At 62.3% G+C, this 21,197-nt stretch carries 15 protein-coding genes, 1 tRNA gene and 3 pseudogenes; 4 read left to right on the top strand and 15 right to left on the bottom strand.

The features are described from left to right. Nucleotides 1–134: 134 nt before the first annotated feature. Nucleotides 135–3,923, bottom strand: coding sequence for a histidine kinase dimerization/phospho-acceptor domain-containing protein (locus tag FJ986_RS03195; protein ID WP_140673382.1), 3,789 nt, complete (start codon nucleotides 3,921–3,923; stop codon nucleotides 135–137). Between the two features lie 251 nt (nucleotides 3,924–4,174). Here FJ986_RS03195 and FJ986_RS03200 point away from each other — a divergent pair, with 251 nt between their 5' ends. Both FJ986_RS03200 and FJ986_RS03205 read left to right on the top strand, forming a co-directional pair. Next, nucleotides 4,175–4,633 (top strand): phasin, encoded by a 459-nt coding sequence (locus FJ986_RS03200; protein WP_140498518.1) that lies wholly within the window; start codon nucleotides 4,175–4,177, stop codon nucleotides 4,631–4,633. Nucleotides 4,634–4,971: 338 nt separating this feature from the next. Continuing rightward, nucleotides 4,972–5,048, top strand: a tRNA-His gene (locus tag FJ986_RS03205). Nucleotides 5,049–5,138: 90 nt separating this feature from the next. Here the strand turns inward: FJ986_RS03205 and FJ986_RS31140 are convergent. Both FJ986_RS31140 and FJ986_RS03215 read right to left on the bottom strand, forming a co-directional pair. Next, nucleotides 5,139–5,309 (bottom strand): annotated as a pseudogene (locus tag FJ986_RS31140) (MBL fold metallo-hydrolase); the annotation flags it as partial. 63 nt (nucleotides 5,310–5,372) lie between these two features. Next, nucleotides 5,373–6,017: a redoxin domain-containing protein gene (locus FJ986_RS03215; RefSeq protein ID WP_140498517.1), complete on the bottom strand. Its 645-nt coding sequence runs from the start codon at nucleotides 6,015–6,017 to the stop codon at nucleotides 5,373–5,375. Between the two features lie 752 nt (nucleotides 6,018–6,769). Here FJ986_RS03215 and FJ986_RS03225 point away from each other — a divergent pair. Next, nucleotides 6,770–8,716 (top strand): annotated as a pseudogene (locus FJ986_RS03225) (AI-2E family transporter); the annotation flags it as partial. Between the two features lie 335 nt (nucleotides 8,717–9,051). Here FJ986_RS03225 and FJ986_RS03230 read toward each other — a convergent pair. The 8 genes from FJ986_RS03230 to FJ986_RS03265 all read right to left on the bottom strand — a co-directional run bounded on the left by FJ986_RS03230 (nucleotide 9,052) and on the right by FJ986_RS03265 (nucleotide 16,737). Then, nucleotides 9,052–9,732, bottom strand: coding sequence for an HAD family phosphatase (locus FJ986_RS03230; protein ID WP_140498514.1), 681 nt, complete (start codon nucleotides 9,730–9,732; stop codon nucleotides 9,052–9,054). Between the two features lie 26 nt (nucleotides 9,733–9,758). Then, a complete protein-coding gene (locus FJ986_RS03235; RefSeq protein ID WP_140525272.1) occupies nucleotides 9,759–10,544 on the bottom strand; it encodes an inositol monophosphatase in 786 nt (261 codons plus the stop codon). Then, a complete protein-coding gene (locus tag FJ986_RS03240; RefSeq protein WP_140558059.1) occupies nucleotides 10,541–11,374 on the bottom strand; it encodes a phosphodiesterase in 834 nt (277 codons plus the stop codon). Before FJ986_RS03240 ends, FJ986_RS03235 begins: the two co-directional genes overlap by 4 nt. Nucleotides 11,375–11,485: 111 nt before the next feature. Next, nucleotides 11,486–12,760 (bottom strand): ABC transporter substrate-binding protein, encoded by a 1,275-nt coding sequence (locus FJ986_RS03245; RefSeq protein ID WP_140498511.1) that lies wholly within the window; start codon nucleotides 12,758–12,760, stop codon nucleotides 11,486–11,488. A gap of 119 nt (nucleotides 12,761–12,879) precedes the next feature. After that, nucleotides 12,880–13,740 (bottom strand): carbohydrate ABC transporter permease, encoded by an 861-nt coding sequence (locus FJ986_RS03250; protein WP_140558077.1) that lies wholly within the window; start codon nucleotides 13,738–13,740, stop codon nucleotides 12,880–12,882. 29 nt (nucleotides 13,741–13,769) lie between these two features. Then, nucleotides 13,770–14,690 (bottom strand): sugar ABC transporter permease, encoded by a 921-nt coding sequence (locus FJ986_RS03255; RefSeq protein ID WP_140498510.1) that lies wholly within the window; start codon nucleotides 14,688–14,690, stop codon nucleotides 13,770–13,772. Beyond that, nucleotides 14,687–15,892: an ABC transporter ATP-binding protein gene (locus tag FJ986_RS03260; RefSeq protein ID WP_140525274.1), complete on the bottom strand. Its 1,206-nt coding sequence runs from the start codon at nucleotides 15,890–15,892 to the stop codon at nucleotides 14,687–14,689. Before FJ986_RS03260 ends, FJ986_RS03255 begins: the two co-directional genes overlap by 4 nt. A gap of 38 nt (nucleotides 15,893–15,930) precedes the next feature. Beyond that, nucleotides 15,931–16,737: a metallophosphoesterase gene (locus tag FJ986_RS03265; RefSeq protein WP_181169853.1), complete on the bottom strand. Its 807-nt coding sequence runs from the start codon at nucleotides 16,735–16,737 to the stop codon at nucleotides 15,931–15,933. Between the two features lie 353 nt (nucleotides 16,738–17,090). Here FJ986_RS03265 and FJ986_RS30665 point away from each other — a divergent pair. Further along, nucleotides 17,091–17,643: pseudogene (locus FJ986_RS30665) on the top strand (glycerol-3-phosphate dehydrogenase); the annotation flags it as partial. A gap of 95 nt (nucleotides 17,644–17,738) precedes the next feature. Here the strand turns inward: FJ986_RS30665 and FJ986_RS03270 are convergent. From FJ986_RS03270 to FJ986_RS03285, 4 genes are all read right to left on the bottom strand, one after another. Further along, nucleotides 17,739–18,665 carry an alpha/beta hydrolase gene (locus FJ986_RS03270; protein ID WP_140673388.1) on the bottom strand — a complete coding sequence of 309 codons (927 nt, stop codon included), beginning with the start codon at nucleotides 18,663–18,665 and terminating at the stop codon, nucleotides 17,739–17,741. Continuing rightward, entirely contained in the window at nucleotides 18,643–19,323 is a 681-nt protein-coding gene (locus tag FJ986_RS03275; protein ID WP_140498504.1) for a GntR family transcriptional regulator, read from the bottom strand. The genes FJ986_RS03270 and FJ986_RS03275 overlap by 23 nt, the downstream gene beginning before the upstream one ends. An 81-nt stretch (nucleotides 19,324–19,404) precedes the next feature. Next, nucleotides 19,405–20,385, bottom strand: coding sequence for an aldo/keto reductase (locus FJ986_RS03280; protein WP_140498503.1), 981 nt, complete (start codon nucleotides 20,383–20,385; stop codon nucleotides 19,405–19,407). Further along, nucleotides 20,382–21,104, bottom strand: coding sequence for a GntR family transcriptional regulator (locus tag FJ986_RS03285; protein ID WP_181165366.1), 723 nt, complete (start codon nucleotides 21,102–21,104; stop codon nucleotides 20,382–20,384). Before FJ986_RS03285 ends, FJ986_RS03280 begins: the two co-directional genes overlap by 4 nt. Between the last annotated feature and the right edge of the window lie 93 nt (nucleotides 21,105–21,197).

Here is a 21,197-nt window from a genome sequence, read left to right on the forward strand (position 1 = left end):
GGAGAAATCCCGTTCCTCAGCCCCCGGAGGATCTGAATTCGCTCAAGCCCCCGTTGTGACAGCAAATCCCATCTTTCAAGGCGTCCTGTTGGGCGCCTTTTCTTTTTCAGGCGGTTGGATGGACGGGAGCTTGCCTATTCCGCAAGCACGCGCGTCGACGGGAACGCGATCTCGACCAGGGTTCCTTCGCCGGGCGTCGAGGTGATGATAAAACGGGCGCGGTTCGCTTCAACCATCGCCTTGGTCAACGGCAGGCCGAGACCGGTGCCGTCGCCGCGCCCCCGTTTCAATGCATTGATCTGTTTGAACGGCTTCAACGCCTGCTCGATCTCGGCTTGGCTCATACCGATGCCGGTGTCGCGCACGCGCATGACGACATCGCCTGATGTCTCATAGGCGGTCGAGACGATCACCTGGCCGCCGGCCTGGGTATAACGGATGGCGTTCGACAGGATGTTGAGGGCAATCTGGCGCACGCTGCGCAGGTCCGCCACCACTTCCGGCAGTCGCGACGCGAAGCTGGAGCGAATGATGACGCGCTCGCGGTTGGCCTGCGGCTGCATCATCGCCACCGTCTCGGCCAGTGTGTCGTTGAGCGACACCGCTTCATAGGCCATTTCCTGCTGGCCGGCCTCGATCTTGGAGATGTCGAGAAGGTCGTTGACGAGATCGAGCACATGATTGCCCGATCGGTTGATGTCGCGCAGGTAATCGCGGTAGCGGTCATTGGCCACCGGCCCGAATTTCTCGTCCACCATCAGTTCGGAAAAGCCGATGATGGCATTGAGCGGCGTACGGATCTCGTGGCTGATGCGGGCGAGGAAATCCGTCTTCTGCGAGGAGGCGCGCTCGGCCACCGCACGCGCCTGGGTCAGGTCCTCCTCGGCCCGCTTCCACTGCGTGATGTCGCGCACTACCGCGCAAAAGCCGCTGTCGTTGGGCAGCCGGCCGATGGTCATGAACAGGGGAATGAAGCGGCCCTGCGCCTCGCGGCCGATGACTTCGCGGCCGTCGTTCAGGACGCTCGCCACGCCGGGCTCGGACAGGCCGTCGAGATAATCGCGCGCCGCGCGCTGGCTTTCGATGGCGAACAGCGAGGCGAACGGCTTGCCGGTCACGTCGTCGCTATCGAAGCCGAACAGCGCCTCGGCTGGACGGCTTATGGAACGGATCGCGCCGTCACGGCCGATCAGCACGACGCCGTCGGTGGCGGTATCGATGATGGTGCGCATCTCGGCGATGCGCGCCTTGAGCTCGGAAATATCGGGCTGCGTCTGCTCGTCGCCGGCCGCATGCAGTGCCGCCGGTGCCTCATCCTCGCCCGAACGGCGCACCACCAGCATCAGCGCCTTGCCGTCGCGCCACGGCACCGAGCGCAGGATAGCCTCGATTGGAAATTCCTGCCGGCCATGCGTCTTCAGCCGCAACGCCCGGTCGGCGCCCTCGGCGGCGCCATCATGGCCATAGGGATCGGCAAACAGCGCGCCCAGCCCGCCGGCATCCGCCAGTTCATCGAGCGTCTCATAGCCTGTCAGGACGAGAAACTCCTCGTTGGCGTAATGAAGTTCATCCCCGGAATGGATGAGCAGCGGCACGGGCAGCTTGCTCAGGAGCGAGGTGTCGGGAGCCTTGCTCTCGTCTCCGACCGCAAAGGCCGACGGCACGAACCCTTCGAGCTTGAGCGGAGGCACTTTGAGGCGTGGCCGCTCGACCGGAGCCTCCACCGCGTCGCTTGTGCCGGCGGCCCCCTCGGCGGTTGCGGCCTGCTCATCGGACGCGGACGCTTCCTCGTCCCCGACCCAGTCCTCACTGTCCTCGGCATCGCGAAAATCGGCCGATGTCATGCTCTCGTCGTCGGCAATGTCATCGTTGGCGCCGGCGACGGTCGGTTCGCCTGCCGCCGCGACGGGCTCTTCGCTCTCCCGTTCCGTCCGCGCCGCCGCCGGTTCGGAAGCCGGGGTCTCGTCATTGTTGTCGGCGATCGGCGCTGGTTCCTCGCTCCGCTCGGCATAGTCGAGCAGCGAACCCGTCACTCCGGCTACCGTGTCGGCGGGCTCCTCATCAGCCGTTTTGTCCGGCCGTTCGCCATCGAGCCGGGCGAGGTCCTCTGCATCCTCGGCATCGACATCGGTTTCGGACGGCTCGGCCGGTGCGGCTTCGCCCTTTGGCGCAAGGTTTTTGCGGGCGTCCGCTGGTTTCTCGGACGGCCCCGCCGGCGTTGCCGCCTCCGGTTGCCCGGCATTGTCCGGACCCGGTCTTTCGGCCTCCGGCTCGGCCGGGCTGCTTTCCTTCTTCAGCCGCTCGCCGATCTCGCGGAAGGCGCTGCGTTCCAGGGTCGACAGACCCTTGTCGTTAGCCGGCTGGCGATGTTCGGCCAGACGGATCACCTTGTCGGCAAAGCGGCGTTCAGGCTTCGGCACGATGGTCAGCGCCGGCACCTCGCCCCGGAACGGGTCCGATGGCTTCAACTCCTCGGTCTTCGGTTCCTCGGGTGCGGGTTCGACCGGTTCCGACGCCGGGGGTGCCTCGCTGTTGGGCACCAGCGCCATGCCGATCGCTTCAGGATCGACGACGGCGTCGCCGGCGCGGGCGACGCCGAAACCGCGGAAGCCCTCGAAGGCACGGCTGCGGCCATAGACGGGCAGGGCCGCCAGGTCGACGGGGATCTTCAGGTCCGTGCCGACGACCGGCCAGAGCACGGAACGGCCGGACCAGGTGTCGCGCCGCTCCAGGAGACCGGCGATCTCGCCGGACGCATCCAGCCCGAAGGCCGCCGCGACGTCCCTGAAGCGCCGGCCGATGACATCCGCTGCCGGCTTGCCGACGACGTCGGCGAATTCCGGCGACAGCGCGCTGAACCTGCCCTCGGCGTCGGTGCGCCAGACGAAACGCATCGGCGCCGCCGTGCGATCCACGGTCCTGGCGGCCGGGGCTGCCAGGCCAGGTAGAGGCTGGACATCGTGCTTCGCGTTCTCGGCTGGACCTTCGGCGGCAGCCGGCGAAAGTGCAGCTTCGGCATCCGGCGCGGCTGGGCCGCGCGCATGCCTCCGGTCCTCGCCGGCATTGAAATACCAATGGTCGTGCTGTGCCGGCGTACCGCTTGCCGCCGGTTGTCCGGGTTCTGCCGACGCCGGCTCCTGCACGGCCGCTTTGGCAGCGGCTTGTGCCTCCGGTTCCGAGATGTCCTTGGCGACGCCCTGTGAGCGGTCAGATCCTTCGGAACGCTCGGCCGCTGGAATTCCCTCCGCCAGCGCACCGTCGTCGAGTCTGTTTTCGTCGATCACCACCAGCAAATGCCGCTCAGGCGTCAGTCGGGCGAGGCCCGCCGGATAGGATGTGCCGCCGCCCGGGACCAGGCGCTTGACGATGCGGTCGCTCTCATTCGCGACGTCGGCCACCAGCGCGGCCAGCGTCGCGGGCTCGATGCCGAGCTGCGAAAAGCTCTCCGATGCCGCTTCGACATTGCCGCTGGCGTCGATGAAGGCGATGAAATGACCATCTTCCGTGAAGCCGCTGATGGCCCTGCCGGCGATTTCGGCCGCACTGCGCGAGCCGGTCTGGGCCGCCGGCACCGCCAGCATGATGGCGTTCTCGCCGTCGGGCAGCGCCACAGCACTTGCAAGGAAACCGATGGCGCGGCTGGTCATGCCGGTCGCCAGCCTGACCGTGATGCTTCGGTCGCTGCCGATGTCGGGAAATCCACTAGTTGCCATGATCTGGCGGCGGGCGATCAGCGGCAGCCGTGCCTCGGCGCCGATGATGCTTTCGATGTCGGGATAGCCGAACACCGCGGCACCCGGTCCATTGGCCCAGATCACTTGCTCCAGATTCGCCGACAGGATCGCGATCGCGTTGCCGGCGGCGAAGCGCTGGCGGACCGCGTCGAGCACGGCGACGTCGAGAAAGGAATATTCGGACGGCATGCGCTGGCGAAATCCTCATGCAGCGGGCATTTTTGCAGTTAACGCTTTGTTAATAAAAGCCGGCGGCGCGAAGGTCCACAAGCCAGAACGTGCATAGGCCTGAATTTCGGCTCTTGGTTAACGGCCGAGACGGGAATCTATGGTGCAGTGCAACAAAGATATTGCAATGCACAAAAATTGCCTTTATATTGCCATCATACATGAACGAGACGGCTTTCCGTCAAAGCCGCTACCGCTGAAAAGGATGGAAAATGTCCAGGACCAAGACTGCCGAGACCATCGAAAACGTTGAATTCCCGAGCTTTGACGCTTCCAAGGCCACCGACCAGATCCGCGCTTTCGCCGAGAAGGGCGTTGAGCAGTCGAAGGAGGCTTACGCCAAGCTCAAGACTGGCGCCGAGGAGACCCAGAAGGCCCTGGAATCCACATACGAGTCCGCCAAGACCGTTTCCAGCGACCTGTCGCTCAAGACCGTTGCCGCACTGCGCGCCAATGCCGAAGCGGGCTTTTCGCATCTCGAGGCGCTGATCGGCGCCAAATCGCTGTCGGAAGTCGTGGAGCTGCAGACCGCGTTCCTGCGCAAGCGCGTCGAAATGACCGTCGAGCAAGCCAAGGAGTTCCAGACCGTCGCCTCCAAGGCGGCCGAGGATGTCTCCAAGCCGATCAAGACCGTTTTCGAGAAGGCGATGAAGGACATCAAGGCCGCCTAATATTTGCGCATGATCAGAAGATGTAACAAAAGGTCGCATTTTCTTCGAAATGATCGTGTGTATGATGGCAGCCATCAACGAATACCCGGTCGGCGGAACCTCCTCCCTCCGCCTCCGGGGTGACCAGCCAGCACCTCCTCCCGCTGGCTCGTAACAGGAAAAGGCCGGCACCTCCTCCCGCCGGCCTTTTTCTTGTCCGCAGATCCGCTTCCATGTGGGCAAGTGACCTTTGCTTTGCAAAAGCCTTGAATTAAAATCCATAAGCCCGTAAGGACGCATCGCCGAACGACAGAGCACTCGAGGGGACTACGTTCCGCCGATCCCGCTCAGGCAAACGTGCCGTTGTAGCTCAGCTGGTTAGAGCGCCGGATTGTGGATCCGGAGGTCGCTGGTTCGATCCCAGCCAACGGTACCATCGGCTTTCCTCTAAACAACTGGTTTGCTCAATAAAATTTTGACCGTGGACTTCCGGGCTTGCTCTGTAAAGCGACAGCCTGCTCAGGCTGTCGAAACCGCCGAAGTGATCCATGTGCATATGCGTCACGAAGACGTGCGAGATTCGCAGGATTTCGCGCAGCGAAAGCGTCGAAAGCTCTCCGAGATAGAAAAGGATGGCCCTGTTGCGGAAGCGGAAATCCAGTAGCAGGCCCGGATCGGAAAAAGGTTCGTTTACCAAGCGCGGCTGGACAAAAAGCGTGACTGGGAGAAGACCGCCGCGAGCGATGCTGGCTTCCTCCGTTCAGCTTCTCTTTGCCCGACCGGCATATTGGTCGACCGCGCCGGCCATCTGGAGCATGAGTGTGTCCATGGAGATGGAATTCCCGCCATAGGGGTAGAAGTCGGATTTATCGCCTTTCTTCCATTTCTCCCGCAGCTCGGGTTCGGTGATGTCCCAGTCGCGATAGGTCCTTTGCGCCAGTTCGCGCAGTTCTGCGTGCAATTCGGCGGTGGAGGGGCGGCCCCAGTAATAGTAACCGTTATAGACCTTGAAGACTTCGAGGTCCCGCCCGAGCACGATCGTGTGCGGGATCATCACGTCGTGCGTGGTGTCGGTGTATTCCTTGATGTCCAGGTCCTTCTGCACGAGCCGTTCCTCGTCATAAAGAAAGGGCCAGGGCGCGGAGGTCTGCTGGCGGTAATTGTTGGTCGTATGCCAATCATCCGTGGTGATCGTGACGAGCTGTGTGTAGCCGACGACCAATTGCGAGTGAAACCGCACCAGTTCGAGCATTTGCTGCCGGTCTTTCGGACAGAAGAACCCACGCGTCAGCATCACGATCATCAGCTGGTCGCCCTGCAGGTCCGACAGCCGCCGTGGTGTCTTGGTGTGGTCGGGAAGAACGTAGTCGGGGAACTTCGCGCCAGCCACAATGTCTTGTCTCATTTTCAGTCGCTCCCATCGATCCGGTTTTGTAACTCCCGAACAAAAGACTCCCCCCCATGTTCCTTGATTCCAGGCAAGCCGATATGACGGCCGTCTGCCGTCGAACCGGCGACCCCATCGAGAGCGCATCCAAGTCGAGTTCGCCATCGACGATCGGCTTGCCGCCCTTTTCCAAACTCGAGCTTCGACCGGTTTTCGGTGCCTGCTTTTGAGTTCGTCAATCACTCCCTTGATCATCGCTAAACGGATTTCCGCGTAACCGCCGTGTAGCGCGTGATGGCACCCTCGTCGGGATCCTCTCGCTGAAAATGCACGGTAGCGTCGGCTGCGGCCGACAATCCGCCGCTTTCAAAGTGTCGGCTCGGGAGAACGTGTTGTAGCCCGGCAAAACCGCAGCGCTGATCCGTTCAGCGAATTCCGCTGGCCAGTCACCAGGCCGAAATACGGACGCGCCGGTCACGCCATGCGTGATGACCTTGGTCATTGCCAGCCGGGTAGGAAGCACGCCGCCAAAGAAATCTTTTGGGCCTGCGAGGGACGCTGCAGATGTCCGATGATCCACACCTTTGGGCTACATGCCCTGCAAAAGTTCGAGATCATCACACATGCGGTGTAACGAACCAGGTCATTGGCCAGAAGCTGAGGAGGTGCCAGTATATGGACCAGCGCACGCTTTGCGCGGTTAGGCCATGGCCGTCCTCTAAATCGCGAGATTGCAGATAGGTCCCATCATGCCCCCTGCTTTTATGACATCGAAGTTGGCAACCGTCGTGGCGATGATTGCTACCGTCGCCATTCTTTACGTCGCCAAGGAGGTCCTGCTGCCATTGGCAATAGCGGTCCTTCTCACATTTGCGTTGGCGCCGATTGTTTCTTTGCTCCGAAAGTTGAAGCTGCCGCGAATGATCGCTGTGCTTGGCGCGGTTGCATCGGCCTTCGTCCTCGTGTCGCTGTTCAGCCTGATCGTTGCCACGCAGGTGAGCCAGGTCGCGCAGGACATTCCGACATACCAATCCAACATCCTCGAGAAGATTCGGACTTTGAAAGAAACAGGATCCGAAGACGGCCTTATCAGCCGGCTCGGCAAGGTGTTCGAGCGCGTCAACACTGAGATAAACAAATCCCAATCCAGCGGGCAGGCAGATGTGGAGCAAACCACGAAGCAGCAGGATCCGCTTCTGGTTCAGATATTCTCGCCCCAGCGTCCGATAGAGACGCTGAGGAACATCATCGAGCCGCTGATCGGACCACTCGCCACGACCGGCCTTGTCATCATCGTGGTGATTTTCATGCTGCTCGAGCGTGAAGAATTGCGGGATCGATTCATCCGCCTTGTGGGCTACAGCGATCTCCATCGCACGACCCAGGCATTGCAGGATGCAGGCAGTCGCGTCGGACAATATCTGCTCATGCAATTGGTCGTGAACATCGTCTACGGCGTGCCCCTTGCGATAGGTCTTTGGTTTCTTGGCATTCCCAATGCCCTGCTATGGGGCATGTTGGCCGTTGTCTTGCGTTTCGTACCCTTTATCGGTCCGGTTATCGCGGCGGTGATACCTTTGTTTCTTGCCTTCGCAGTGGCTCCCGGCTGGAGCTTACTGGTATGGACTGGCGCTCTCTTCATCTTGGCAGAGCTCGTAATCAGCAACATCGTCGAGCCCTGGCTTTACGGCTCGCACACGGGCCTCTCGCCGCTGGCGATCATCGTAGCCGCCGTTTTCTGGGCTTGGCTATGGGGCCCGGTCGGCTTGGTGCTGTCGACGCCGTTGACCGTCTGCCTTGTCGTGCTTGGACGGCACGTGCCCCAGTTCGAATTCCTGCAGATCCTGTTTGGCGATGAGCCGGTGCTTGACCCGAAGGAGCGTCTGTACCAGCGGCTTCTTGCCGACGATATCGACGAAGCCACCGACAACGCGGAAGAAATGCTCGAGGAGAAATACCTGATCGAGTTCCACAGCACGGTTGCGATTCCGGCGTTGCTGCTTGGTGAACAGGACCGGGCTCGGGGCGCACTGACGGCAAGTCAGTTGGCGAACCTTGCCGAAAACGCCCGCACCCTGGTGGCCAACCTCAACGAGATCGCCGCGGAGGAAGAAGAAGAGGAAGAAGACGAGCACGCGGAAAAAGAAGGCGCGAGCGGGGATCCGGGCGAAGAGAATGAGGATCAAGCCGAGTTTGCGCCTGATCTCCCGGATGGTGCTGGGAAGTCAGTGCTGTGTATCGGCGGGCGCGGAGACCTCGACGATGTGGCCGCTGCGATGCTCGCGCAGGTCATTTCGATCGAGGGTGCGGATTGCGCGGCCGCGAGCCACCGTGACCTCCTCCCCGCGCGGATCCGGAAACTTCCGCTTGAAGCTCGCGACGCAGTCGTCGTGGGCTTCCTCAACCGCGATTCGTTCAAACACGCGGTGTTCGTCGTGAGGCGCTTGAGGCGACTCGCACCGCGTGCACGCATCGGAATCGCGCTCTGGCACGATACCCATGACAAGCCCAGGGCGGATGCGGCGGGCCTCGCCGAGCAACTGGAAGCGGACTTTGTTGCGTTCAACGTGGTCGACTGCGTGACGGGTGCGCTTTCAAACGAAGAACCGCGTCAAGTGAAAAAGAGAAAGCAGAGAAATCTAAGGCGGCCTCGCGTTCGCCAGGGCGTGGCGGCGACGGTGCAATTGGACGATTCGTTGGCTCAGCCGGTGCGGTGATCGTCAACGGCACGGCCTCTTTTGGACCAACTTGGGCTGCTGGTGCTGCTAGTCTTCCGTGCGGCTGACGTCGTGCGAAGCAGAGCCAGGGCAGCAATGTCCCGCCGTTCCCACCTCAAGTCCATTGATCCGAGAAGCCACTACAGGATCGCCGCCGCACTCTCCGCTCCCGTCTGACGCCACGGCCAGGTCGAGAGGATGAACCGGACCATCAAGGATGCGACTGTCAGGCACTTCTACTACGAGAGCCACGACGACGCGCGCTTTCGACGGTGTTCGAGCAGGAAAGGGCGGTGCCGGATTATCTGCTGCCCGGCTTTCGCTGGGCCTGAAATCTAAACGGAGACGGGTGCGATCAACTCCAGAGAAACGAGTTCGCGCGCGACTTCGTCCCAGTCGGCGCAGATGGTTCGGGCGCCGGCCACGCGCAGTTTCTCGGCATGCCCCGGATAGGTGTGGCCGCCGCCGATGAAGCCGATCGCCGTCATGCCGGCGGCGACTGCGCCCTGCACGCCGAAAGGCGAGTCCTCGACAACCGCGCAGTGCTTCGGTTCGATGCTCATCTGATCCGCGGCGAACAGGAAGATGTCGGGGGCGGGCTTCCCGCGCGCGACCATTGACGATGAGAATATGTTCTCGCCGAAGAATCTCGCGAGCCCTGTGACCGAAAGGCTGTGATGTATCCGCTCCAGCGAGGAGGATGAGGCGACGCAGCGGGGATTGGACAGCCGTTCAAGGAAGGGCTTCAGGCCCGCCATCGGCTGCAGACTTTCGGTGAAGAGCGCTTTCACCTCGTCCCACAAATCCGCGGTCTGGTGCTCCTCAAGGCGATGGCCGGTCGTGAGCCTGATGCGCTCCAGGATATCGGTCTGCTTCATGCCGACGCATTGCAGGACCGCCTGCGGGTCGAGTTCCATGCCGTGTTTCGAATAGACCCGCCCGTAGGCAAGCGCCGCCAGCGGTTCGCTGTCGACCAGCACGCCGTCGCAGTCGAATATGATCAATGTGTCTTGCATGCTCGCTCCGGTTTGCGCGCCAGGTGTCACAGGCCGCGTAGCGCTTCAAGAAGTTCGTCGTGAATGAGCCCGTTCGAGCCGACCTTCTGCGTGTCCTCGTCTGTGGAGTCGACACCTGAAAGCGTGGTGACCTTGCCTCCTGCTGCGCGTAGCAGCGGCATGGCAGCCGCGTAGGACACGACGTCGGCCTTGATCGAAACCGCCGCATCGAGCTGGCCGGCGGCGACCATCGAATGTTCAAAGGCCCCTGAGACGATAACGCGCACGCCGCGCGCGCCGACGCCGAGCCGCCGCACGATCTCTGCGGTGCGCGCCACCTCCTCGGCCGAAAAGTGCGACGTCAGCACGACGGCAATGACCGCATCGGCCAGTCTTGCAGTTGTCGACACATTGGCCGTCTTGCCGTTGACGGTCGCGATTCCGTCGCTGGTGTAGTGCGCCTCGAAGCCGGCGGCGGGTGCGACGGTCAGGCCGATCTTCGTCGCACCCTGCTCCTGATAGGCCATGGTGACGGAGAACCACGGCAGGCCGGACGCGTAGTTTATCGTGCCGTCGAGCGGGTCGACGATCCAGCGGCTTTCGCCCAAGATTCCCGTCGTGCCGGCTTCTTCCGACAGGATGGAAGCTTGCGGCGTAAGCGCGCGCAGCCCGTCGATGACAATGCGCTCCGAAGCGAGATCGGCGGCGGTGACAATATCCAGCCCTTCCTTGCGCGTGACGTCGAGGCGCTCCTCGCGCATCGACATCAACGTCGCGGCTGCCTTGCGTGCGATGGCATCGGCGTCTTTCAGGATTTGACGGTAGTCGCTCATGTTTCGTTTTTCCCAGGGTAGTCGACATCGGTGATGAAATCGTGGGCGGGGCCGAAATCGCCGATCGGGACGACGTGCGAAACGACACCGGTCTGCGGCGACCAGGCGTGCAGGGCGAAAGCCGGCGGTTCGAAGATGAAGCGATTGGGCTCGCCCGGACGAAGATCGAGCGCGACCTGGTGCGCGACGCCCGGCGCGACGAAGCCGACCGTGCCGGCAAAGCGCGTGGTGATGGGCCGGTGATAGTGCCCGCAGGCCACCCGCTCGATTTCGGCGTGGGACCTGATCATGTCGCGGAAGCCGTCGCCGACGACGCACATCATGATGTCCATGCCGTGCACGCCGACGGGAAAGGGCGGATGGTGCATGAAGACGAAGGTCGGGCGGCCGTCGCCCTCGGCGAGACGCTCACCGAGCCAGGCTTCGCGCCGCTCGCAGATCGCACCACCGTCCTCGCCCGGCTGCACCGTGTCCAGCCCGATAAGGCGGACCGGAAGGTCCTCGATCGTATAATGCAGGAAATCCGGCGACTGGCTCAGATAGGGGAATTTCGGCGCCATCACCTCGCGCATTGTCTCACGCCGGTCGTGGTTGCCAGGAATGACGAAGACGGGCATGGGCAGGGCCGACAGCATGTCGGCGACCAGCGCATACTCTTCCGGGCGACCGCAATCGGCGAGATCGCCGGTGACGAGGACGCAATCGGGCGCCGGATCGAGCGCGGCGACGGTCGCGATGGCGCGACGAGTCATGGTGTTGGTCTGGAGACCCTCATAGGCCATCTGGCCGTCGGGTCGGATATGAAAATCGCTGATCTGTGCAATGAGCATCGGGAGGTCCGGCAGTGTGAAGGGAGGGCTGACACAAGAAGGGCGCCACATCGGCGCCACCTTAAAAAGGACGCGCCAGCCGAAGCCGGCCGGCGCGCGTGGCATGGCGACTTATTTCATGAGTGCCTGTGTTTCGGAGACGAGGCTGTCGAGCCCGTCCTTGATGGATACGTCGCCGCTCATGACCTTGCTGATGATCTCGCGCTGGGTGCGCCAGATGCGGACCGTGTTGCCCGCCGAATAGCCGGGCCACGGGCGCGACAGTGCCATCTGCTTGGCAACGGTGGCGTAATTCGGGTTCGCTTCGTAGAACGGGCCGAGATAGTCGGTCCCGGTGGCGGCCTTGTTGGTCGGGAGGTAGCCGCTCATCTTCACGACCTGCTCCTGCGCCTTGGGGCCGGTGACGAATTTAAGGAATTCCCAGGCCGCCTTCTGCTTTGCCGGGTCGGAGGCAGTGATCACCGCCGCGTTGCCGCCTGTGGGCAGGCCACCCTTTTCCTTGTCGTCGACCGGGAAGACCGCGGTACGCAGCTTGAATCGGTCGCCGATCAGTTCGGTATCCTGGCTGAGACGGGCAGGCGTATCGAAGAAGATGCCAATCTGGCCGGCGATAAAGGCCTGGCGCGACTGATCCCAGTCGATCAACGGCATGCCGGCATCGGTGACGAAGCTGCGGAAATATTCCAGCGCCTTCAGGCCGTGCTCGTCGCCGAAGGCCACTTTGCCGTCCTTGGTCAGCTCGCCCCCACCCTGCATCAACATGGCGTCCCAGAGCCATTCGTCGGGCCAGTCATGAATATTGTAGGCGAGGCCGGCGATGCCGGAACCGGTGGCCTTGATCTTCTTGGCGAGTTCCATGATGCCCGGCCAGTCGGTGGGCATGTTGTCGGGATCGCCCCCGGCCTTTTTAACCAGGTCGGCATTGTAGAACATGATCGGCATGGAAGCGTTGAAGGCCAGTCCGTAGAGCTTGCCGTCCACCCGGCCGAGGTCGAGAATGTTGCCGGCGTAGTTGGCGTCGCGCCATTCCTTCGACTCGGCGTCCATCATCGTGCCGAGGTCCAAGATCTGGTTGCGCGCCTTCAGCTTGCCGACCAGTTCATGCAGGACGTGATAGCCCGAATAATAGACGTCGGGCAGGTTGTTGGTGATGGAGGCCCGCAGCATGGCCTGGTGGCCTTCGTCGTAGCTGGCCGCCGGCGCGCGGAACTGGATCTTGATGTCGGGATGTTCCTTCATGAATTCCGCGGCCAGCGGCTCATGGAACTTCGCGAAGGCCGGGAATGCGTAGTAGACGTCGAGCGTCACGGGAGACTGGGCCAGCGCTGTCGACGCCGCTCCCAGCAATACGGCCGAGGCCGCGATGATCTTTGACAGGAATTTCATTAAGGCTTCCTCCGGTTATGCGATTTGCCCGATGCTCTTGAGGCGATGATGCCGCCTTGCCCCGCGAAAGGTGTGGGGGAACGGCGCGACCGGGCTTCTAGCCGCGCCAGTTGTCAGTTTTATTTCACGCCGGTCATCGTGACGCCCTCGATGAAGCGGCGGCGTGCGAACAGGAACGCGAGCAGCAGAGGCGCGGTCAGGATGGTCGCGGCGGCCGTCAGTGCGCCGTAATTGGTGCCGGCTTCGGCGTCCGAGAAGAACATCATGCCGAGCGGCGGCGGCGCCAGGTTGACGTCGGATATGACGATTAGCGGCCAGTAGAGGTCGTTCCAGTGCGCGACGAAGGAAAACACCGCGAAGGCGGCGATCGCCGGCATGGCGCTGGGCGTGACGATGCGCCACACGATCTCGAACTCGCTCATCCCGTCGAGCCGCGCGGCATGAATGATGTCGTCGGGGAAGGAACGGAAAAACTGCCTGAACAGGAAGATCGCGAAGACTGAGAGGAAGAAGGGCACCATCATGGCGAAATAGGTATTCAGCAGGTCCATCTTCGCCAGCGCGATGTAGATCGGCAGCGCCGGCACCTGTTCGGGCACGCATAGGCCGAGCAGGACGAGGACGAAAAGCAGGTTGCGGCCCGGGAACTTCAGCTTGGCCAACGCGTAGGCGCATGGGATGGCGACCAGAAGCTGGATGATGAGGATGCCGCCGCACACTATGACGCCGTTGAGAGCGAAGCGCAGCAGCGGCGCGCTGGTCAGCGCCATCGCATAATTCTCGAAGCCGTAGAAATGCCTCGGCCAGATCCTGAGCTGGGCGTTGAACACCTCTTCCGGCGGCTTGATCGAGGTCACCAGCATCCACAGGAAAGGCAGGAGAATGAACGCCGCGCCGGTGATCAGGATGCCGTGAGTGATGAACAGAGAGGCGAAGCGTCGGCCGGCGGAGCCAGCTGGTGTGGTTGTTGTGCCCCCCATCGCGGGAGCAGTGATGGTTGTGTCGGTCATCAGTAATGCACCCTGCGGTCCATGACGACGGTCTGGAGGATCGAGAAGACCAGAATGAAAATGAGGAAGATGAAGGTGAGGACCGACGCATACGCCATGCGGAAGTACTGGAAGCCTTCGAGGTAGACTTTGTAGAGCAGGACCTCGGTCGATCCCACCGGACCGCCATGGGTCAGCACCGCCACCGTGTCGAACACCTTGAAGGCGGTGATCGAACTGGTGACGATGACGAACATGGTCGTCGGTCCCAGCAGCGGCCACGTGATCGTCAGGAAGCGGTCGATTTCGCCGCCGCAGCCGTCGATCTCGGCGGCTTCGTAGAGGTCCTTTGGAATGGTCGAGAGGCCGGCCAGGAACAGGATCATATTGAAGCCGACCAGTTGCCAGATGCCGATCACGGCAAGCGTCGGCAGCGCCAGCGAGGGATTGCTCAGGAAGGCGACCTCGCCGATGCCGAGCCAGCGCAGCACCGCGCTCACCGGGCCGAGGCTGGGGTGCAGCAGGAACTGCCACACGGTCGCCATGGCGATGAAGGTCGAGGTCACAGGCAGGAAGTAGATGATTTCGTAGAGTGAGCGGGTGCGCTTGCGGCGGTGAACGAGGACGGCGACGAGCAGCGACAGGATCACCGAGCCGGGCAGGACGATCGCGACGTAGACGAGCGTGTTCTTGAGTGCGCGGCGGAATTCCGGATCGGTCAGCGCGTCGGTGATGTTTTGCAGGCCGACATAATGGACATCGACCTCGCCGAGCTCGTAGTCGGTGAAACTGAGATAACCGAGCACGCCGAGCGGCACGAGAATCGTCAGCACCAGCAAAAGCAGGGCAGGCAGCGCGAAGCCGCCGGCGACCAGCCTCTCGATGAAGGCCTGCCGGGCACCGGGCCGGGCGGGCGGAGCGGGGACCGCGGTCAGGCTCATGATGCGCGCGCTCCCTCTGCGAGGCGCAGCTTTCCCTTGGCGGCGGTGGCCGCGTCTTGGGAAACTTGGGGTTCCACGCGGTTTCCGGCGGCATCGAAGACATGGCAGGCCGAGGGATGGAACAAGAGTTCGGTGTTCTCGACCTCACCGTCCGGCACGCCCGCGCCTATGCGCGAGGTCACCAAGATGCCAGGGAGCGAGGGAACATCGAAATGCAGGATCTTCTCGGAGCCGAGATGCTCGCTGCGCCGCAGCTTCGCCGGAAGCGGGACCTGGTCCGCCGACTGGCCCGAGACCGCGCCGGGCAGGATCATTTCCGGGCGGACGCCGATCGTCGCTTTCTCTCCGGCGGGGAGGGCGGTGCCGATCGGCAGAGGCTTTCCGAGCAATTCCAGCCGCCCACCGACCCCCACCGTCACGGGAATCAGGTTGATCGTCGGGCTGCCGATGAACTGGGCGACCTGGACGTTGGCCGGCCTGTCGTAGAGTTCGTCGGGCGTGCCGAGTTGAAGGATGTCTCCGCCTTCCATCATGGCGACCCGGCTTGACATGGTCATCGCCTCGACCTGGTCGTGCGTGACGTAGACGAATGTCGCGCCGAGTCTCTGGTGAAGCTCGGCCAGCTCGCTACGCATGTGGACGCGCAGCTTGGCGTCGAGGTTAGAAAGTGGCTCGTCCATCAGGAAAGCGGCGGGCTGGCGCACCATGGCGCGACCGAGCGCGACGCGCTGACGCTGGCCGCCGGAGAGCTGGGCGGGCTTGCGCTCTAAAAGAGGTTCAATCTGAAGTTGCGCCGCGATGCCCCTGACCTGCTTGCCGATCTCCTGCATCACCTTGCGGCGCCGGGACGAGAGTAGGCGGACGAGCGGCAGGCGCTCGTAGAGGCTAAGCCCGGTCATCGTCAGGGGCAGCGCCATGTTGTTGAAGACGGACATGTGCGGGTAGAGCGCGTAGCTCTGGAACACCATGGCGATGCGCCGCTCATGCGGCCTCAGATGATCGATCGGCGCGCCATCGACGAGGATCGAGCCCGAGGTTTGCGGCTCGAGGCCGGCGATGATGCGGATGAGCGTCGATTTTCCGCAGCCGGAGGGGCCGACAAGCGTCAGGAACTCGCCATCGTTGATGGACAGGTTGATGTCTTTGAGAACCCGGTGGGGCCCGAAGGACTTCGAAAGGTTCTTTATTTCCACTGCAGCCACTGGGGTTGCTCCGTTTCGCGAACAATTGGGTAGAGGCGCTATCTCGGTGGATAGACCTCATGCACGACATCACCGATGAAAAAGGGTGTGAGGCCCGGAATTTCATGAGGCCGCACGGTGAAATCGGACCCGGAAAAGTCGTAGACGAGCACGCCCAAGGTGGCTTCTCCGGCCATCCCTTCCGGCTGCAAGTGCGCCTCGACGAGGAAGCCGGACGACGGCCCCCACAGGTACCGGACGCCGCCGAGTTGACGATCGTAGAGTTTGTGCAGGTGGCCGCTGGCCACGAAGGCCACGTCGTAGCGGCGCACCATGTCGAGCAGTTGCGCGCGAGGCTCGGGAGTGGGCGCCCAGTATCCAACGTCGCCTTCGGTCGGCTCGCCGATAAAGAGCGGGCGATGGGTGAACCAGCCGATCCGGCGCCCGGACGCTTCGCGCATGGCGTTTTCCAGCCACGCGATCTGCTCCGTTTCGGCCGGCTCGTCGCTGCCGAACAGCATCGAATCGAGTCCGATCAGGCGCCAGCCCTCGATGTCGCGATGCCACCAGTCCGGCCCGAAATGACGTCGCCAGCGGGCCAGGCGTTCTGCGTTGACTGGCTGATAGAGATGCTTGGGCTCGCCCACGTCGTGATTGCCCGGCACGGCGAGATAGGGCAGTCCGATGGAGTCCATCATCTCGGCGCAATAGCGCATGTCCTCCTCGACATCGGCGCCATCCACGGTGACGTCGCCTGTATGGATAACGAGGTCGGCATCGCTTTCCTTCAGCCAGTCGAGGAGCGGCTGGCTGTTGGCAAGGAAATGCCGCTTACCAGGGCTGAGATGGGTATCGGAAATCTGCACTATTCGCGTCATCGGACGTTCTGGAACCTTTGCCGCGTCTTGCGGTGTTGATCTCGTCGTGTCGAAAGAAGCGCCTGAAGCCGGATGCATTCTTTCCCCTGCCTGTGAAGGTGTGACGACGACGTCGGATTTTTAGGTCCAGGACGCGGCGTCTCCCGCAGGAAAGGCTCACTCGGTTGAAACGGCTTGGACCGGCATATTGAACCTCCCATCGTGTTCTCCGTCCGATGCCCATTGTCAGGGCATTCTGAGGTGCGGAAAACTTCCTCCAGCATTTAATTGAAAAAAATTTCACAGCTTGATAAAAATATCAAGATAAAAATCGCGACCGTAGCCGCACCTCTAATTGCCGCGCCTATGAGGGTGCTGCCGAAGCGGTGCAGATCGACCAGACCGAGATCGAATGTTTGAGCGCGGCCGTGAACCGCTACTTCAAAGAGAAGCTGCGCCGCCAGGACTTGCTGTATGCGTTCTCGGGCGTGCGGCTGTTGTTCGACGACGGCAATGGGAACCCTTTCGGCGGTTACGCGCGACTACGTCTTCGACCTTGACGAGACTGGGGGCGCGCCACTGTTCAATGTCTTCGACGGCAAGATCACGACCTTCCGGAAACTGGCCGAGCGCGGCCTCCATCGCCTCGAACGTATCTTTCCGCAGATGGGGGCGACTGGACCGCGAGTGTGCCGCTGCCGGGCGGCAACATGCCGACCGCGGGCTTTGAGCCTTTCGTCAACGGATTGTGCGAAACATGGCCGTGGATGCCGCGCGCGCTCGTTCATCATTACGGGTGGCTCTACGGCACGCGGCCAGGAGGTGGTGGGCGCCACGGCTGGCATGTCCGACCTCGGGCAGCATTATGGCGGGCTGCTCTACGACTCGGAAGCGCGTTACCTGGTGGCGAGGGAGTGAGGGCGCACGCCCGAGGACATCCTCCCGCGGCATGGCGGCCCTCTTGGGACGACTTGCTGTGGGTCATAAGCTGGACGGTTTTTTGACCGGCGCTAGCTGCCAAGCCAGTCCCGGACAACTCCATTGAATTCGCGTGGGCGATCGATCATGACCATGTGAGCGGCATTGGCGAAAATGTGCATGTCGGCTTGCGGCGCGCGTTCCAGCAGCTTGATGCCGCGCGCCACCGGCACGGTTTCGTCGCAGCCTGACCAGGCTATGAACAGCTTGGCCTGCATGGTGGGCAAATGCGGAAGGAGATGGTCCTCCTGGATCTGGGTATATTCGGTGTCGTCCTTTTTCCGGGCAGCCTGCTTGAAGCGCTCCAACTGACCGGACTCGCAGGCCAGGCGGTAGTTCTTTTTTAGCAGCTCCACGAACTCCGGCGGATTCTTCGTGCTTAGCCTCGCATTGGTTCGCAGAAAGTCTTCCTCGGTGTCGCATCCCTCGAGCACATTATACGCTGCTGCCGCTGCTGCCTGCCAAGTGTGGTCCTCATTTCCGCCGAGGCGCGGGGAGGTCGCACCGCTGCTCACGACGACCACCTTATCGACCAGACCCGGCTTTTCAACGGCGAGCATTGCCGCGATGAAACCGCCTTCGGAATGGCCGACGAGCGCGCATCGGGTAATGCCGAGCGCTTCGATGAAGGCTGAAACGTGATGCCGCCTTTCGAGGCGGGGAACGTGTTTCCCGTCCACCGGCGCATCCGAGAGACCGAAGCCGACCAGATCGGGCGCCAGCACCCGGAAGTCATGCGCGAGTGCCGGGATGGTGTTGTGCCAGGTGGACCAGGCATCGATCGCCAGTGACGAGCCGTGCAGAAGGATCACGGCCGGTCCGCTGCCAGCTTCGAAATAGCGCGTACGGATGCCGCCCGCCACGACATAATTCTCCTTCACCGTCGCCGCGGGTAGCGGCGGACGGGCGGCGTCTCGCGCTTTCAAGCGCCGCCGATCAGCTGACGGATTGGTTTTCAAGCTGTTCGATCATCCCGAGCGCGAACTGGGCGGCTTTGCGTACATGCTTTTTTGCAAGCCGCTCGGCATCCGATGCCCTGCGGTTCACCAGGGCGTCGAGCAGGGCTGCCAGCTCTTCCTGAGATGCCTTTCGCCGCTCTGCATCGGAAAGAGAAATCATGCGCAACTGTGAGGCCCGCATATGGATGCTTCGAAGCATCCGTTCCGCCTCGGAATTGTTCGCGCCCGCTATCAAGACGTCGTAGAATCTAGTCTTTGCAGCTATCATTTCGCGCGCCACACCGACGCGATAGGTTTCCATCAGCTCGTCATACACGCCCCGACAACGCGTGATATGATCGTCAGTCGCATTCTCGCAAAACAACCTGCATACAAGCGCCTCCAGCGCCTCGCGAAGGTCAAAAATGTCCTTCGCGATCTTGGGATCGACGACAGAGACGATAAGCCCCCGGTTGGGCAGGTTCGTGACCAGGCCCTCGTTCTCGAGCTCGCGCATCGCTTCCCTGAGCGACGTCCGCGAAACGCCCATGCGCTCGCAAAGCGTGCGCTCCACCAGCCGCTCTCCCGGCGCCAGTTCTCCGACGACGATGGCGTTGCGGATGGTATCGGCCACCTGCGTGTACAGGCGCGGCGGAGCATGGACTCGCAGATCATACACGGCGGATTTGCTCCCTTGAAACGTGCGCGAACGAGTGCAATTTCACAAGCATATCAGCTTACCGCAAGCATTGTGCTTCATTCAGTGGCCTGAGGCGTTCAGCGGCCGTGGCTCGTAAGCCCCGTCGATGCGGTCGATATGTTCGGGCGTAAGCACTATGTCCAATGCCGCGACTGCCTCGTCGACATGGTCTGTCGAGGTCGCTCCGAAGATGGGCGCGGTAATGCCGGGGCGCGCCAATGTCCAGGCGAGAGCCACCTGCGCCGGTGTCTTTCCGATGTCGGCGGCAACGGCAGCGACGGCTTCGCGCACGGCGTGGTCGCCGTCGCGGTGGTAATATCTCTGCGTATAGTCGTCGCTTTTCGTGCGCGCCGTCTGCTGGCCGGGATTGCGGCGGTCCGCGGCAAGGAAGCCGCGCGCGATCGGGCTGAACGGTATCAGGGCAACATCATCGTGGCGGCAGTAGGCAAGCAGTTCCCGCTCGCACTCCCGGTGAGCGGGATTGTATTCGCATTGCATCGAGATGAATGCCGGAAGGTCGCGTGCGCTGGCAGCCGCACGGCATTTTGCGAGTGTCCAGCCGGGCATCGTCGTGACGCCTACATAGAGCGCCTTTCCGGCGCGCACGATATCCGCCATGGCATCGACCAGTTCGTCGAGGTCGGTGTCCTTGTCCCAGATATGCGTCTGGAAGAGGTCCACGTGATCGGTTCCAAGGCGGACCAACGAATCGTCGATTGCCTTGAACAGGTGCTTTCTGGAGTAGCCGCGGCCGTTGCAATGCGCGGCCATCGGGTTTCCCGCCTTGGTGGCGATGACGAAGCTGTCGCGCGGCTGCTTGAGAACGAGTATCTGGCCGAGAATGCGTTCACTCTCGCCAGCCGAATAGAAGTCGCAGGTGTCGAAGAAGTTGATGCCGTGGTCGAGGGCGCGCGCAACGATCGGCGCCGACGCCTTCTCATCGAGCACCCAGGCCCGCCATCCCGCGGATCCGAATCCCATCGCGCCGAGGCATAGCCGGGATACCTTCAGATTGCTCTTGCCGAGCCTGACATAGTTCATGTGTCGATCCGTTGCTTGCGTGATGAGGATTTGGCGTTCTGCCCAGAGTCCCGCAGCAGCGACAGCGCGAAAGCCGCGGATCTTTCGACATACCCGCGCGTGAGCTTTTCGGCGAGGTCGGCATCGCGCGCGCGCAGCGCGTCGAAAATGCCGTGGAGCAAGGCCATCGTATTCCTGCGCCGTTCAGCCGAGGCGACGCGGGTGGTGACGGTGCGCAGATAGGTGACGCGGCCATGCAGGAGAAAGGTCATTTGCCTGGTGATGTCGTTGCCTGCGCCTTGCATGATGATGTCCCACACCGCGTCGAGCTTCTCGGCATGCTGCCTGGCAAGCTCGGAGGTGTCGGTTTCGCCTGCTTCCGAAATACGCCGCGCCAATTCGTCCATTTGTTCCTGGCTGGCCCGTTCGACAAACAGGCGCGCCATGGCCGATTCCAGGATTGCGCGGGCCTCGTAGATCTGCCGGACTTCCCGTTCCGACAAGCGGGTCACGAACATGCCCTTGCCGGCTACCCGAGTCACAAGCCCTTCGGACTCAAGCTGGCTCAGCGCTTCCCGAATGCTTGTGCGGCTTACGCCGGTCTGCTCGGCAAGCTTCCGTTCCACCAGCTTGTCACCCGGCTTGAACACTTCGTTGAACAACGCCTCGCGCAGCGTGACAACGGTCTGCTCGCGCAATGTCGGCGAATCCGCAATCGACCAGTCCGTCCATTCATGCATCGCGGCGTCCTCTCCCGTCGTTCCTTCCATGACAGCTACGCGTTCGACTCTTTCATCACAAGTAGCCGATTCAAATACGGTTGACCATATGCC

The organism is Mesorhizobium sp. B1-1-1 (genome assembly GCF_006442955.1).
Lineage (GTDB): Bacteria > Pseudomonadota > Alphaproteobacteria > Rhizobiales > Rhizobiaceae > Mesorhizobium.